Origin of the sequence: Paraburkholderia sediminicola (assembly GCF_046026855.1) — a bacterium.
Lineage (GTDB): Bacteria > Pseudomonadota > Gammaproteobacteria > Burkholderiales > Burkholderiaceae > Paraburkholderia > Paraburkholderia sediminicola_A.
Map to the genome: position 1 here is coordinate 252,922 of NZ_JAQQET010000004.1, position 14,734 is coordinate 267,655.

The window sequence follows — 14,734 nt, forward strand, 5'->3', positions numbered from 1 at the left end:
TTGCAGTAAAGCATCCAGCAATACATTGGCCGTCCTCAATCGAGGACGGCCAATGGCATTACCCCGGCATTAGCCCAGCATCATCCGCCGCACGACAAGTGTCGTACGGCAACTGGAAACAGGTCCATCAGGCTCTCATGTCCGATATCCATTTAGCGCCTGGCACGGCGAGGTCGACGCCACCCGGCAGCGCGTCGCAGCAGAAAGCGCCCAGCCGCGCCGGCGACGTCATTTTCGGCGGCCTTGCCCGTCTCGCGGCCATCATCACCCTGTTGCTACTCGGCGGCATCATCGTTTCACTGGTCGTCGCCTCCATGCCGTCGATCAAACAGTTCGGCCTGGCGTTTCTGTGGACCGCCGACTGGGATCCACCTAGCAAGCAATTCGGCGCATTGGTGCCTATTTACGGCACGATCGCGACCTCGCTCATTGCACTCATCATCGCGGTGCCCGTCAGTTTCGGCATTGCGCTCTTCCTGACCGAACTCGCGCCCGCGTGGCTGCGCCGTCCGCTCGGTATCGCCATCGAACTACTTGCCGCGATCCCGTCGATCGTCTACGGCATGTGGGGTCTGCTGGTGTTCGCACCGATTTTCGCGGCGTGGTTCGAAAAGCCCCTCGGCGCCGTGTTGGGTGGCATCCCGTTCGTCGGCGCGCTGTTTCAGGGTGCGCCGATCGGCATCGGCATTCTGTGCGCAGGTGTAATTCTCGCGATCATGATCATTCCGTACATTGCCTCGGTGATGCGCGATGTGTTCGAAGTCACGCCAGTCCTTCTGAAGGAATCGGCATATGGCATCGGTTGCACGACCTGGGAGGTGATGTGGAAGATCGTGCTGCCCTTCACCAAGAGCGGCGTGATCGGCGGCGTGATGCTTGGCCTCGGCCGCGCGCTGGGCGAGACGATGGCGGTGACTTTCGTGATCGGCAACACCAATCTGCTCGATAACGTCTCGCTGTTTTCGCCGGGCAACAGCATTACCTCGGCGCTCGCCAACGAATTCGCGGAAGCGGATCCGGGCCTGCATACGTCGGCGCTGATGGAACTCGGGTTGATCCTGTTTGTGATTACTTTCGTCGTACTGGCGATCTCGAAGTTCATGCTGCTTCGCCTCGAAAAAGGGGAGGGCGCGAAATGAGGCAGCCCACCTTGAATATGCCGGGTTCGAACGACGCCGACGCGCTCGAAGCAATGCGCGTGCGCCTGCAAGGCCGCCGCCGCGCGAAGAATGCGCTGGCGCTGACCATGTCGCTCGCGGCCATGGCGTTCGGCCTGTTGTGGCTGGTGTGGATTCTTTATACGACGCTGCGGCTCGGCATCGGCGGTTTGTCGATCGAATTGTTCACGCAATCCACGCCGCCGCCGAACACCGATGGCGGCGGTCTCGCCAACGCGATTGTCGGCAGTGTGATGCTGGTTGCGCTCGCAACGTTCGTCGGGACGCCGATCGGCATTCTGGCGGGTGTCTATCTCGCCGAGTATGGTCAGAAGGGCTGGCTTGCGGGTCTCACGCGTTTCATCAACGACATCCTGTTGTCGGCACCGTCGATCGTGGTGGGTCTGTTCGTGTACGCGCTGGTTGTCGCGAAGATGGGGCACTTCAGCGGTTGGGCGGGTGTGTTCGCGCTCGCGCTGTTGCAGATTCCGATCGTGATCCGTACCACCGAGAACATGCTGAAGCTGGTGCCGAATGCACTGCGTGAAGCCGCTTTCGCACTCGGTACGCCGAAGTGGAAGATGGTGATGTCGATCACGCTGAAGGCCTCGATCGCGGGCATTATCACGGGTGTCTTGCTTGGCGTCGCGCGGATTGCCGGCGAGACCGCACCGCTTCTGTTCACGGCGTTGTCGAATCAATTCTTCTCGATGGACATGAACCAGCCGGTCGCGAACCTGCCGGTCACGATCTACAAGTTCGCGATGAGCCCGTTTGCGCAATGGCAATCGCTCGCGTGGGCCGGCGTCTTCCTGATCACGCTCGCGGTGCTGGGATTGAACATCCTCGCGCGCACGATCTTTTCGAATAAGTAAGGGCGGAGTGTAATCCGATGAATATGGCAGAAACTCAACTCAATCCGGCCACGCGTCCGACGGCGCCCGCCGGTTTCGATCCCGCCCAAAGCGGCCAGGCGCAAGCGCCGTCGCGTCCGAAGATTGAGATCAACGACCTGAATTTCTTCTACGGCAAGTATCACGCGCTGAAGAACATCAATCTGCGGATTCCCGAAGGCAAGGTGACCGCGTTCATCGGGCCGTCGGGTTGCGGCAAGTCCACCTTGCTGCGCACGCTCAACAAGATGTACGCGCTCTATCCGGAGCAACGCGCCGAAGGCGAGATCCTGATGGACGGCGAAAACCTGCTGACTTCCAAGCGCGATATTTCGCTGCTGCGCGCGCGGATTGGCATGGTGTTCCAGAAGCCGACACCGTTTCCGATGTCGATTTACGACAACATCGCGTTCGGCGTGAAGATGTTCGAAACGCTGCCGCGCTCGGAAATGGACGATCGCGTGGAATGGGCGCTGACCAAGGCCGCGCTGTGGAATGAAGTGAAGGACAAATTGGGCCAGAGCGGCTACGGCTTGTCAGGTGGTCAGCAGCAGCGTCTGTGTATCGCACGCGGTATCGCGATCCGTCCCGAAGTGCTGTTGCTCGACGAACCGTGCTCCGCGCTCGACCCGATTTCCACCGGCCGCATCGAAGAGCTGATCGCCGAATTGAAGAGCGATTACACGGTAGTGATCGTCACACACAACATGCAACAGGCCGCGCGCTGTTCGGACTACACTGCCTATATGTACCTCGGTGAATTGATTGAATTCGGCGACACCGAAAAGATCTTCATCAAGCCGGTCCGCAAGGAAACCGAGGACTACATCACTGGCCGCTTCGGCTAAGCCGCCGCGCAAAACAACGGAGTACGACATGTCCGATAAACATCTGTCCAGCCAGTTCGACGCCGACCTGAACCTCGTTTCTTCGAAGGTTCTCGAAATGGGCGGTCTGGTCGAGTCGCAGATCGTCAATGCGATGATCGCGCTCAACAACTTCGACCTCGATGTATGTGAACAGGTGATCGCGGCCGAAGAGCGCCTGAACACGATGGAAGTCGAGATCGACGAAGAATGCAGCAACATCATCGCGCGCCGTCAACCGGCCGCGCGCGACTTGCGCCTCCTGATCGCGATTTCGAAGACCATTACGAATCTCGAGCGCGCCGGCGACGAAGCTGAAAAAATCGCCAAGCGCACCAAGCGTCTGATGGAAGACGGCGCCTCGCGCAGCATCAATATCGCCGAAATCAAATTGTCGGGCGAAATGGCGGTGTCGATTCTGCGCCGCGCGCTGGACGCTTTTGCGCGTCTGGACACGGTTGCCGCCGCGCAGATCATGCGCGACGATAAGGCGATCGACGAGGAATTCCGCGCCTTCGTGCGCAAGCTGATTTCGTACATGACCGAAGATCCGCGTTCGATTTCGGTGGGCCTCGATTTTCTGTTCATCGCCAAGGCGATCGAACGGATCGGCGACCACGCGAAGAACATCGCTGAATTCATCATCTACATCGTCAAGGGCACCGACGTGCGGCACAAGTCGCGCGACGCGCTCGAACGCGAAGCACTCAGTTAATCAGTTATAAGGACCAGAGGTGCCGATGCCCAGCAGCATTCTCGTCATTGAAGATGAGCCCGCCATTTCCGAACTGATTTCGGTGAATCTTCAACACGCCGGGCACTGCCCGATTCGCGCGTACAACGCGGAGCAGGCGCAGAACCTGATCAGCGACGTACTGCCCGACCTCGTGCTGCTCGACTGGATGTTGCCGGGTAAGTCAGGTATCGCGTTCGCCCGCGATCTGCGCAACAACGAGCGCACCAAGCATATTCCAATCATCATGCTGACCGCACGTGGCGATGAACAGGACAAGGTGCTCGGCCTCGAAATCGGTGCCGACGACTACGTCACCAAACCGTTCTCGCCGAAGGAACTGATGGCGCGTATCAAGGCGGTGTTGCGCCGCCGCGCGCCGCAGTTGACCGAAGACCTGGTTGCGATCAACGGCCTCAAACTCGACCCGGCAACGCATCGGGTAGCGGCGCACGCCGAAGGCAGCGAGATCAAGCTCGATCTCGGCCCGACCGAATTCCGTCTGCTGCACTTCTTCATGACGCACCCGGAGCGCGTGCACAGCCGCACGCAACTGCTCGATCAGGTGTGGGGCGATCACGTATTCGTCGAAGAGCGCACAGTGGACGTGCATATCAAGCGTCTGCGCGCGGCGCTCAAGCCGGCAGGATGCGATGCTATGATTGAGACGGTACGCGGCAGCGGCTACCGGCTCGCGAAGAGCGCGTGACGTTGCGGTAGCACCTTTCTCTTCGATCGCTGGATTCGCTAGAACATGAACATCATCTGGGCGCGCTCCATCGTGTCGGTCGTGCTGCTGGCTGTTCTGTGCGTGGTGGTCGGCGCACTCCTGAACGTCAAGGCAGGGCTGGTCCTCGCGATTGTCTTGCTGCTCGCGCAGAGCTTCATCAGTACCTTCCACAAGCAGCGTTTGTGGCGCTTGCTCGACGCGCCGGTCTATGGTGAAGTGCCGAGCGCCCCCGGCATCTGGGGCGAAATCTATTACCGTCTGCATAAGCTTGCAAAGCGCTGGCATGCGCAGGTGCGTCAGGTCGAGCAGCAGCATTCGCGTTTCATTCAGGCAATTCAGGCCTCGCCGAACGGCGTGGCGATGCTCGACGATCACGATCAGATCGAGTGGTGCAATGCGATCTCCGAACTCCATTTCGGGCTTGATGCGAAGCGCGATCTGCGCCAGCACATCACGCATCTGGTGCGTCAGCCGGATTTCGTGCGCTATCTGAATTCGCATCGCTACGAAGAGATGCTGATCATGCGCGGCATGGGCGACAAGCGCCAGAACGTGCTGTCGGTGCAGGTGTTTCCGTACGGCGAAAATCGCAAGCTGGTGCTGTCGCAAGACATCACCGAACTGGAGCGTACCGACGCGATGCGGCGCGACTTCGTCGCCAACGTGTCGCATGAACTGAAAACGCCGCTCACGGTGCTCTCCGGTTTCCTGGAGACGATGCGAGAGCTGCCGCTAGGCGAAGCCGAGCGTGCGCGCTACCTCGAACTGATGGAGCAGCAGGCCTCGCGGATGCGTCATATCGTCAACGACTTGCTGGTACTCGCGAAGCTTGAAGGTGACAACAAGCCGCCGAGCGATCAGATGATCGACATGCGCGCGGTGCTGCGGCATCTGAAGGACGACGCCCAAAGCCTGTCGAGCGATCATCACAAGATCGTGTTCGACGCCGACGAAGGGCTGACCGTCACCGGCGTGGAAACGGAACTCCTCAGTGCGCTTGGCAACCTCGTGACCAATGCGATCCGCTACACGCCGGACGGCGGTGCAATCGCGGTGACCTGGCACGCCAACGGCGGCAGTGCGGTTTTTTCGGTCACTGACAGCGGGCTGGGGATTCCGGCTGCGGACATTCCGCGTTTGACCGAGCGCTTCTATCGCGTCGACCGCAGCCGCTCGCGCGATACGGGCGGGACGGGCCTCGGTCTCGCCATCGTCAAGCATGTGCTGCAACGGCACGATGCGCAGCTCGACGTGAAGAGCGAGGAGGGACGTGGCAGCACGTTCACCGTGCGCTTCCCGGTGTATCGCACGGCGCGTCGGCAACCGGCACCGGCCTGAGAATAGCGGCCTGAAAAAAAGCCCGCCTGTAACAAGGCGGGCTTTTTTATGCGTACTGCCGCTTCAGCGGTACGCAAACACAATCACGAACTCACGAACAGAATTTCCCCAGCAGGCTCATCTGCGCATTGCGCGAGGATTTTCCCGGTCGGCGGCGGCGATAGTGGCCGTCGCTTTGCATCAGCCACGCGGCCTGGTTGTCGCCGAGAAACGCTGACAGGCCTTCGGCAATCACACGCCGCTTCAGGCGGCGGTTGTTGACCGGGAACGCCACTTCCACACGGCGGAAGAAGTTACGATCCATCCAGTCGGCGCTCGACAGATATACCTGTTCCTTGCCGCCGTCGTAGAAGTAGTAAATGCGATGATGCTCGAGGAAACGTCCGACAATCGAGCGCACGGTGATGTTCTCCGACAAACCCGGCACGCCCGGCTGCAACGCGCACACGCCGCGCACGATCAGATCGATCTTCACGCCGGCCTGCGATGCTTCGTACAACTCGGCAATCACCGTGGGTTCGAGCAGCGCGTTCATCTTCGCGACGATGCGCGCCTTTTGTCCGACACGCGCGTGATCTGCTTCCGCGCGAATCGCATCGATCAGTTTCGGATGCAGCGTGAACGGCGACTGCCATAGCTCATGCAGCCTCAGTTCACCGCCGATGCCGGTCAGTTGCTGGAACACGTGGTGTACGTCTTCACAGATTTTCTGATCGGCGGTCATCAGGCCGAAGTCGGTATAAAGCCGCGCGGTGCGCGGATGATAGTTACCGGTGCCCAGGTGTACGTAACGCTTGAGCGTGGTCTTGCCGCCCGACGACACACGCCGCACGATCAACATCATCTTCGCGTGGCACTTGTGGCCCACCACGCCGTACACGACGTGCGCGCCCACTGCTTCAAGCTGTGACGCCCAGTTAATGTTGGTTTCTTCGTCGAAGCGCGCGAGCAGTTCGACCACTACCGTCACTTCCTTGCCGTTGCGTGCCGCTTGCATCAGCGCGTCCATCAGCGGGGAGTCGGTGCCGGTGCGATAGATGGTCTGCTTGATGGCCATCACGTTCGGGTCTTTAGCTGCCTGCAGCAGCAGCTCGAGCACCGGTTGAAAGCTCTCGTAAGGATGATGCAGCAGCACGTCGCCCTGATCGATCACGTCGAACATGCTGATGCTGTTGGCGATTTGCTGCGGAATCGCGGGAATATGCGGCACGAATTTCAGGTCGGGCCGGTCTACCATCTCCGGCAATTGCATCAGCCGTACCAGATTGACAGGGCCGTCGGCGAAATAGCAATCCTTGGTGGTCAGGCTGCTTTCATCCAGCAGGCGACGCACGACATGCGCGGGCGTGTCCGCCGACACTTCGAGCCGCACCGCATTGCCCAGATGCCGCGCGGGCAATTCGCCCTGCAACGCGACCCGCAGATTGGTGATTTCGTCTTCGTCGACGAACAGTTCGCTATTGCGCGTGATGCGGAACTGATTGCAGGTGCGCACCACCAGATTCGGGAACAGCTCGCCGACAAAGCGCTGCAGCAACGAGCTCAGCAGCACGAAACCATGCGGATAGCCCGACAGATCCTGCGGCATGCGCACGAGCCGGGGCAAAGCGCGCGGCGCCTGCACGATGCCCATCATCGCCTGACGGCCGAACGCATCCTTGCCTTCGAGTTCGACGACAAAGTTCAGGCTCTTGTTGAGCACGCGCGGAAACGGGTGAGCCGGATCGAGGCCGATCGGCGTGAGCACCGGCAGCAGTTCGTCGAAGAAGTAATTGCGTGCCCATTCGGTCTGCGCTTCGTTCCATGCTTCAGTGCCGTGAAAATAGATGCCTTCTGCTTCGAGCGCGGTGAGCACCGTGTCGTGCAGCATGGTGTACTGGCGATGCACGAGCCTCTGCGCGCGCTCGACCACGAGGTCGTACACGTGCTGGAGCGACATGCCGTCCGGAGACAGCGCACCCGGGTTGTCGCGCATCTGCTCCTGAAGTCCGGCCATGCGGACTTCGAAGAATTCGTCGAGATTGCTACTGGTGATGCAGATGAAACGCAAGCGTTCGAGCAAAGGGACGGCTGGGTCGGCAGCTTGTGCCAACACACGCTCGTTGAAACCCAGAATGCCCAGCTCGCGATTCAATAAGGGGTAGCGGATGGACATCGGCAGCGAGAATGGAATTTCAGGAAGGGAGACGAAAAGACGCTCGGAAATTCTCACAGTATGATGACGTTGTTATGACATTCTCAATGTTATAAATTCTACGCCGTATTCGTTGCGTGTCGTCATTATGACGCAGTGCATATGGGACCATAGGGCACCCCCATTACTGCGAGGCGACATCGTGAGGTCCGGTACGCTTAAAATGGCGTCTTTGAACAGCGCGGCCGGCCATAAGGCGCCCAAGATACCCGGTGGGCACCCGGCACCCTCTGCATCCAACGCCGCCGCGCACGCGCGCATGGAGTCCGCTTACCCGATGGTCAATACGCCACAACTCCTTGCTGCCGTCGACCTTGGCTCGAATAGCTTCCGGCTGATCGTGGGCCGGGTCGAGGAAACCGACGCGGGCAGCCAGATCTATCAGGTCGACGCATTGCGCGAGTCGGTGCGTCTTGCCGCCGGTCTGTCGCGCGACAAGATGCTGGATCGCGCCTCGCAGGTGCGCGGCTGGGACGCGCTCAAGCGCTTTGGCGAGCGGCTGCGCGACTTTCATCCCGATCACGTTCGTGCCGTTGCCACCAACACGCTGCGTATCGCCAAGAACGCGAGCGAGTTCCTCGGTGAGGCGCAAGCCGCGCTGGGCTTTCCAATCGAAGTGATCGCCGGGCGTGAAGAAGCCCGTCTGATTTATGCCGGGGCTGCCCACTCCGTGCCTGCGAGCGCGGGCAAGCGCCTCGTGGTGGACATCGGCGGTGGCTCGACGGAATTCATCATCGGTTCGCACTACACGCCCATCAAGATGGAGAGCCTGTATATCGGCTGCGTGAGCCATAGCCGCGCATTCTTCCCGGCGGGCAATGTCGACGAATACACGATGCGGCAGGCCGAACTCGCCGCGGGCCGCGAAATTCAGATCATTTCCGCCGAATACAAGAAAACCGGTTGGGAACAGGCCATCGGCTCGTCCGGCACCGCGCGGGCGCTCGCCGAACTGGTCGAGGCAAATGGCTTCAACGATCCGGGCATTACGCACGGCATCTCGCGCGGCGGGCTGGAGCGCCTCAAGCGCGCGCTGATCAAGGCGGAAAACGTCAATCGTCTGAAGCTGGTCGCGTTGAAGGGCGATCGCATTCCGGTGCTGGCCGGCGGGTTGTCGATCATGATCGCGGTGTTCGACGAACTCGGTGTCGATTACGTCGATACAACAGACGGCGCGCTGCGCCTCGGAGTGCTCTACGACTTGCTGGGCCGTTCGCAGCACGAGGATATGCGCACGGTGACGGTGGAGGGCTTCATGCGCCGTTATGGCGTGGATCGCGCGCAGGCGGGGCGTATCGGTGAACTCGCGGTGCGCTTTTACGACCAGTTTGCCGAGCCGGATCAGGAGCGTCGCGTCGAGAACCACATGTTCCTCGGCTGGGCTGCGGCCTTGCATGAAATCGGGCTGTCGATTTCCCACAGCGCCTATCACAAGCATTCGGCCTATATCGCCAGCAACGCCGACATGCCGGGTTTTTCGCGCACCGACCAGGCGCGGCTCGCCGCACTGGTGCTCGGCCACGCGGGGAAACTCGGCAAGCTGTCGCAAACGCGCGAAGTGGAATGGCCGTTGTTGTTCTGTCTGCGGCTCGCGGCGCTTTTGTGCCGCCGACGTGCGGATGTCGGCTTGCCGGGTATCGCGGTCGCGCAGGTCAACGGCGGTTATGAAGTGCGTTTGCCGAACGAGTGGGTGGCTAACAATCCCTTGACCGACTACAGCTTGACCCAGGAGGCAGCGGAGTGGGAGAAGGTTGGCATCCCTTATCGCGTGGTCTACACCGACGATTGAGCGTCATGCTGTGTAAATGAAAAAGCCCGGCGGAATGGCCGGGCTTTTTTTATGCGCCTTGTCGTCAACCGAATTAGCCGGCCGGTTTGCGCGCCGTGCCGTGCCGCTTAGCGCGGCGATGCGTCGCCGAGGAAGTGCCGTGCGTAACGCGCGTTGATATCCGTCAGACGCAACAGCGTCAGAAAGTCCGCCGTATTGAAGTCAGGATCCCAGGCCGGTGCGCCGCAAATCTTCGCGCCGAGGCGCAGGTAACCCTTGACCAGCGGCGGCGGTGCGACGTCGGCACCGGTTTGCAGTTCTTCGACCGGCAGCGGCGTGTGCGGGAACGCGCGATATTCCGGCGTCGTCAGCGCGTTGTCGCGCAGCGAGCAGTAAAGATTCGCCGCATAGTGGCCGCCGTCGACCATCGCGACGCTCGCGCAGCCGAGCATCGTCTCGTAGCCGTTATGCTTCATGTATGCGGCGAGCCCTGCCCACAGCGACATGATCACCGAGCCGCTGCGATAGTCCGGGTGCACGCACGAACGGCCCACTTCGACCATCTTCGCGCGCAGATGCGTGAGACGCGACACGTCGAATTCGCTTTCGGCATACAGGCGTCCGATACGGGCGGCCTGGTGGGGCGGCAGCGCGCGATATGTGCCGACCACCTTCAGCGTGTCGAGATCGCGCACCAGCACGTGATCGCAGTATGAATCGAACGAATCGACGTCGAGGCCGGCTGGGCCAGTCAGACGAGCACCCATTTCATCAGCGAATACACGGTAGCGCAGACGCTGGGCCTCGCGCAGTTCCTCGTCGGTGCGTGCCCACGTAACTTGCAGGCGATGCTGGGCGGTGACCGTCTCTTCGGCGCGCGGCAGGCGACGCGTTTCGAAGATCGAAGCCAGGGGCAGGGTGGGCGTCGGCAGTTCTCGCATGTGGCGTCCTGGTCGAAAAAAGGGAGATTTCTTTTTTCGCCAATGTAGTAACGCCTGGTGACGCTCGCATGGCAAAGCCATGACGATTGGATGACGGCCCGTAAGCTGCGTGCGCGCGGCTTGTAATGTCGTGGGCCGGGGCGGCCCGTGTGTTGTTTCTGCGCGACCGTTGCGACTTGCGGGCCCTGCGGCTGCTTTGCTCGCCAGGCCGCGTAGCCGGTTCAGATCAGATCGGGGGTCATTGCCGCGCGCAGCACGGCCTGGTCGTCACCATGGCGTTCACGGCTTTCGATCCACCATAGGCCGGCTTTCTTGAGCGGCCAACTTGCTTCGCTGTTGCCAAGCAGACGCGCCGCAACGTGGCCGAGCGTCGGTTGATGGCCGACGATCACCACGGTCTGTGCGATGCCTGCTGACCAACCGGCGGCCTTGAGCACATCGTCCGCGCTGGCGTTGGGCGCGAGTTCGCGCACCACGCGATACTGGTCGCTCAAGGTCTCGGCGGTCTGAATGGTGCGCACTGCGGGGCTCGCGAGGATCACTGCGTCGTCGGGCAGGCGGGTGCGCAGCCACTTGGCGACGTTTTGGGCCTGTTTGCGGCCTCGCGTGGTGAGCGCGCGGGCGAGATCGCTGGCGGCGAATTCTTCAGCTTCGGCGTGACGCCAGAGGATCAGATTCATGCGTGTCTCCTTGACTCTGGTTGCGGCGTAGACAGCAGCGCCGGGTTTTCAATCACTGTCGCATGCGGGTTCGTTAGGACGCAAGGCGGCGGCGCGGGCGGATGGTATAAGCGTCGGATTATGCCGGTACACGTTGGTATGTGGGTTGGTGTATATGTCGAGGCGAAACGTATTGAGCGCTCGCGCAATTTTCACGCGGCTTTTACGTGGTTTTCATCGAGTCAGCACGTGATCTGTATGAAACCCATCGCGCCATAGGCCTGAGTTTGCATCAGTCCGCGCGGACCCCCGAGCGCCTGCCGCCCAAAAAGCAAAAACCCGCGAAGCCGAAGGCGACGCGGGTTTCGTATTGCTTTTTCGTGGTCGGAGCGAAAGGATTCGAACCTTCGACCCTCTGATCCCAAATCCTAAGTCTTAATCAAACCTTCTGACATTTGTAAACACTGGAATGCAGTCCTATAAAGCCTTTCGTGGTAAAGTGACGCACTTGGGGAAACTTGAGTAAACCGCAAAAAACCGCGAAAAAGTTACCCCTGAGTTACCCCGGCGTTACCCCAGCGAGGCGAGCATGGCTCAAACAATCAACTTCACGAAGGAAAGCATCGGCGCACTGCCGACCCCAGCAACGCGCGCCGAGTATGCGGACGGCGGCGGCCGGGCGAGCGTCAATGGCCTGCTGCTGCGCGTCACTCCGACCGGCGTTAAATCCTTCTGCGTGCTGAAACGGATCAAGGGCGGCAAGCTGGAACGCTTCACGCTGGGCCGGTTCCCCGATCTGACCGTTGAGCAGGCGCGACGGAAAGCAACAGACGTGCTTTCGACCGTGGCGAGTGGCGACAATCCTGCTGAAGTGCGCCGGGCGATCAAGGGCGAACTGACGTTTGCGCAAATGTTCGAGGAGTACACCCGCCGTCACGGCCAGGCGAACAAGCGGACATGGCGCGAGGACGTGCAACGGTTCGAGGACTATCTGGCCGCGCCGATTGGTCGCAAAAAACTATCAAAGGTTGAGCGGCGCGATATCCGGGCGATTCACGAAGAGATCACCAAGGGCGGGCACGCCACGACGGCTAATCGCGTCCTCGCGCTCATTTCTAGCGTGTTCGGGAAAGCGATTGAATGGGAGTACGCCGAGGCGAACCCGGCGACCGGCATCAAGCGCAACAAGGAGCGCTCGCGTGAGCGGTTCATCCAGTCCGACGAACTGCCGCGATTTTTCGCCTCGCTTGCCGAAGAGCCGAACGAAACCATGCGGGATTTCTTTCTCCTCGCGCTGCTGACCGGCGCACGCCGCAGCAATGTGGCGGGCATGAGATGGGCTGACGTGTCGATGGAGCGCGCGGAGTGGCGGATTGAGCGGACGAAGAACGACGATCCGCAGACTGTAGCGCTATCGCCCGAAGCGCTGCAAATCCTTGCTTACCGGCGCGAGGCGACGGATTCGGAATTCGTGTTCCCCGGCGAAGGCAAGCGCGGCCATATCGTTGAGCCGAAAAGCGGATGGCGGCGCATCTTTGACCGGGACGAACTGAGCCAGCTAATCACGCGCATTGAGGCGGCGGGCGAAGCGTTCGAAGGAAAAGACGGCGAAGCCATTGCGCGCAGTCTGACGCGAGCGCGGGAGCAGGCAGAGAAGCTGAAGATTCGGACGGATGGCGCGCGCATTCCCGATCTGCGCATCCACGATCTGCGGCGCACCCTTGGAAGCTGGCAGGCGGCGGCAGGGGCGAGCCTCGCAGTGATCGGCAAGAGCCTGAACCATCGCACGGTGACTGCCACGGCGATCTATGCACGGCTGAACCTTGATCCTGTTCGAGAGAGCGTAGGGCGTGCCACTTCCGCGATGATGGCGGCGGTGGGCGATGCCGGGGACGTGCTTCCCTTCAAACGACGGAGCCAGCAATGAGCGACGCATACGAGTTCGAGAGCGACTGTCTCAAAGAGGCATGCTGGGATAGCGAGCGGGCAGCGTACCGCCTCGCCGGAGTTGACCCTGACTGGCACGAACACGATGAGCAGGAAGGGCATACATTCGGATTTCTGCCGGGTGGCTGGTCGAACGGAAATACTCGCAACGCAGACAACATTCTGGCGGCGCTAGGCCAATGGCGCGTGCTTACAGATGAAGCTTTGAAATTTGGGCAGGTAAAGACGGGCAATCCGCGTGAGTGGATCGAGTGGGCGATTGCGCGCGGTCTTACGCCGGAATGGCTTGATGCTGCATATCGCGACCCGGCGATGCATGCCTTCCTGCCGCCGCCTGAGATTGAGCCCGCGATGCAGAAACTCTTCAATCCCACCAACACCCCGAGGGAGGAGCGCGATATCGCATGGTACGTGGGATGGGTAAAGGAGCAGATATATGCCTCAGTTGATTGCGATGATAGGGATACGTGGACTGACGACACGAAGAGCAAAGCCGTTCAGGCACTCTTGCTGAAAACCTTCCCTGAGTTGAGAGGGGGGCGCGCGAGGAGCATCGATAAGGAGGCGCGCCCAGCGTGGATGAAAGGGGGAGGACGGCCGCGAGGCAAGGCGTAAAAGGGGTAAAACCCTTTCATCTGTTTTCTTGAAGTGACTATCGGTTTAATGAGCCCTGTACCGCAACGCGAGAGTGTCTCGCACAGCGGAGAACCTTGATGAGGTATGGAGCCATGAAAACCAAAACGAATGCACCCGCAGCGCCGCAATCGACTGGACTGTCCGCGAACCTGACGCCTGAGCAGGCCGCCGAGATTCTCGGCGTCTCACCGTACACCCTCTCTAACTGGCGCGTTGGCAAGCGTCAGCCTCTCCCCTATGTGAAGCTGGGCCGCTTGGTCCGCTATCGACGCGCCGATATCGAGGCGTTTCTCTCGTCCAATCTCGTCTCCGACCTGTAACGGAGGCGATGATGGCTATTCGAGCATTCACCCCCGAACAGAAGCAGATACTCGTTGGCGACTTCGCGCGCCGAGCCGTGACGGACATCGGAGATAGAGAGATCGATGTTCATGCGCTGGCTCGTACTATCAGCGTCACGTTGAGGCATCAAGGTTTCCTGAACGCCCGCATTGATCCCGAGGATTTAGCTCGCGAATGCGCCAAGGCGAGGGAGAGCAAGAATGCGTGACGATTTCCACCCAAAAAGTATTCGCGCTCTGCGCAAAGAGCATCGTGATTCATGCGAGTGTAAGCGATGCCTCAGAAAGCGCGGCTTGAGAAAGAGAAGCGGCAGTAAGTGGCGGCACGGTAAGCGTATGGTGCGCGATCTCATGAACGGCCACATTGATCCCGATTTCTCCCTCGAAACATACAGAGCGGCAGGGGGCAAAAATGCCTGATGCCTTCGACCCGAAAAAGCGCATTCGCATTCCACGCGAGGGACATATCGAGGGGTGCGAGTGCAAGCGATGTCGCAGAAAGCGTAATGCCAGCATGTCCGATCCTTCGTT

14 protein-coding genes are annotated in these 14,734 nt (G+C 60.5%); 11 read left to right on the forward strand and 3 right to left on the reverse strand.

Translation table 11 applies throughout. The features are described from left to right. Positions 1-137: 137 nt before the first annotated feature. Genes pstC through phoR form a run of 6 tightly spaced genes read left to right on the forward strand, consistent with a single transcriptional unit; the run spans position 138 to position 5,717 of the window. The gene (gene pstC, locus PQR40_RS06560; RefSeq protein ID WP_408508636.1) at positions 138-1,139 is read left to right on the forward strand and encodes a phosphate ABC transporter permease PstC; all 1,002 of its coding nucleotides are present in this window, start codon (positions 138-140) and stop codon (positions 1,137-1,139) included. Beyond that, positions 1,136-2,032, forward strand: a complete 897-nt coding sequence (gene pstA, locus PQR40_RS06565; protein ID WP_408334046.1) for a phosphate ABC transporter permease PstA — start codon at positions 1,136-1,138, stop codon at positions 2,030-2,032. The genes pstC and pstA overlap by 4 nt, the downstream gene beginning before the upstream one ends. Before the next feature lie 17 nt (positions 2,033-2,049). After that, positions 2,050-2,898 carry a phosphate ABC transporter ATP-binding protein PstB gene (pstB, locus tag PQR40_RS06570; protein WP_408222120.1) on the forward strand — a complete coding sequence of 283 codons (849 nt, stop codon included), beginning with the start codon at positions 2,050-2,052 and terminating at the stop codon, positions 2,896-2,898. A gap of 28 nt (positions 2,899-2,926) precedes the next feature. Then, positions 2,927-3,631 (forward strand): phosphate signaling complex protein PhoU, encoded by a 705-nt coding sequence (gene phoU / locus PQR40_RS06575; protein ID WP_408222118.1) that lies wholly within the window; start codon positions 2,927-2,929, stop codon positions 3,629-3,631. Between the two features lie 25 nt (positions 3,632-3,656). Next, positions 3,657-4,358, forward strand: a complete 702-nt coding sequence (gene phoB, locus PQR40_RS06580) for a phosphate regulon transcriptional regulator PhoB (RefSeq protein WP_028199153.1) — start codon at positions 3,657-3,659, stop codon at positions 4,356-4,358. 45 nt (positions 4,359-4,403) lie between these two features. Further along, entirely contained in the window at positions 4,404-5,717 is a 1,314-nt protein-coding gene (phoR, locus tag PQR40_RS06585) for a phosphate regulon sensor histidine kinase PhoR (protein ID WP_408222116.1), read from the forward strand. Between the two features lie 91 nt (positions 5,718-5,808). Here the strand turns inward: phoR and ppk1 are convergent, their stop codons facing one another. Further along, on the reverse strand, positions 5,809-7,872 hold the full coding sequence (ppk1, locus tag PQR40_RS06590) for a polyphosphate kinase 1 (protein ID WP_408391113.1): 2,064 nt from the start codon (positions 7,870-7,872) through the stop codon (positions 5,809-5,811). 202 nt (positions 7,873-8,074) lie between these two features. On the opposite strand from ppk1, the gene ppx reads away from it, so the two are divergent. Further along, positions 8,075-9,700 carry an exopolyphosphatase gene (ppx, locus tag PQR40_RS06595; RefSeq protein ID WP_408508637.1) on the forward strand — a complete coding sequence of 542 codons (1,626 nt, stop codon included), beginning with the start codon at positions 8,075-8,077 and terminating at the stop codon, positions 9,698-9,700. A gap of 107 nt (positions 9,701-9,807) precedes the next feature. Here ppx and PQR40_RS06600 read toward each other — a convergent pair whose 3' ends face one another. Next, positions 9,808-10,620 (reverse strand): GNAT family N-acetyltransferase, encoded by an 813-nt coding sequence (locus tag PQR40_RS06600; protein WP_408222110.1) that lies wholly within the window; start codon positions 10,618-10,620, stop codon positions 9,808-9,810. Positions 10,621-10,841: 221 nt separating this feature from the next. Then, positions 10,842-11,300: a phosphohistidine phosphatase SixA gene (sixA, locus tag PQR40_RS06605; protein WP_408222108.1), complete on the reverse strand. Its 459-nt coding sequence runs from the start codon at positions 11,298-11,300 to the stop codon at positions 10,842-10,844. Positions 11,301-11,868: 568 nt separating this feature from the next. Between sixA and PQR40_RS06610 the strand changes: the two genes are divergently transcribed. The 4 genes from PQR40_RS06610 to PQR40_RS06625 all read left to right on the forward strand — a co-directional run bounded on the left by PQR40_RS06610 (position 11,869) and on the right by PQR40_RS06625 (position 14,412). Further along, positions 11,869-13,206 (forward strand): tyrosine-type recombinase/integrase, encoded by a 1,338-nt coding sequence (locus tag PQR40_RS06610; protein ID WP_408508638.1) that lies wholly within the window; start codon positions 11,869-11,871, stop codon positions 13,204-13,206. After that, positions 13,203-13,841 carry a hypothetical protein gene (locus PQR40_RS06615; protein WP_408508639.1) on the forward strand — a complete coding sequence of 213 codons (639 nt, stop codon included), beginning with the start codon at positions 13,203-13,205 and terminating at the stop codon, positions 13,839-13,841. Before PQR40_RS06610 ends, PQR40_RS06615 begins: the two co-directional genes overlap by 4 nt. A 113-nt stretch (positions 13,842-13,954) precedes the next feature. Then, a complete protein-coding gene (locus PQR40_RS06620; protein ID WP_408508640.1) occupies positions 13,955-14,182 on the forward strand; it encodes a helix-turn-helix domain-containing protein in 228 nt (75 codons plus the stop codon). A gap of 8 nt (positions 14,183-14,190) precedes the next feature. Continuing rightward, positions 14,191-14,412: a hypothetical protein gene (locus PQR40_RS06625; RefSeq protein ID WP_408508641.1), complete on the forward strand. Its 222-nt coding sequence runs from the start codon at positions 14,191-14,193 to the stop codon at positions 14,410-14,412. Positions 14,413-14,734: the final 322 nt, after the last annotated feature.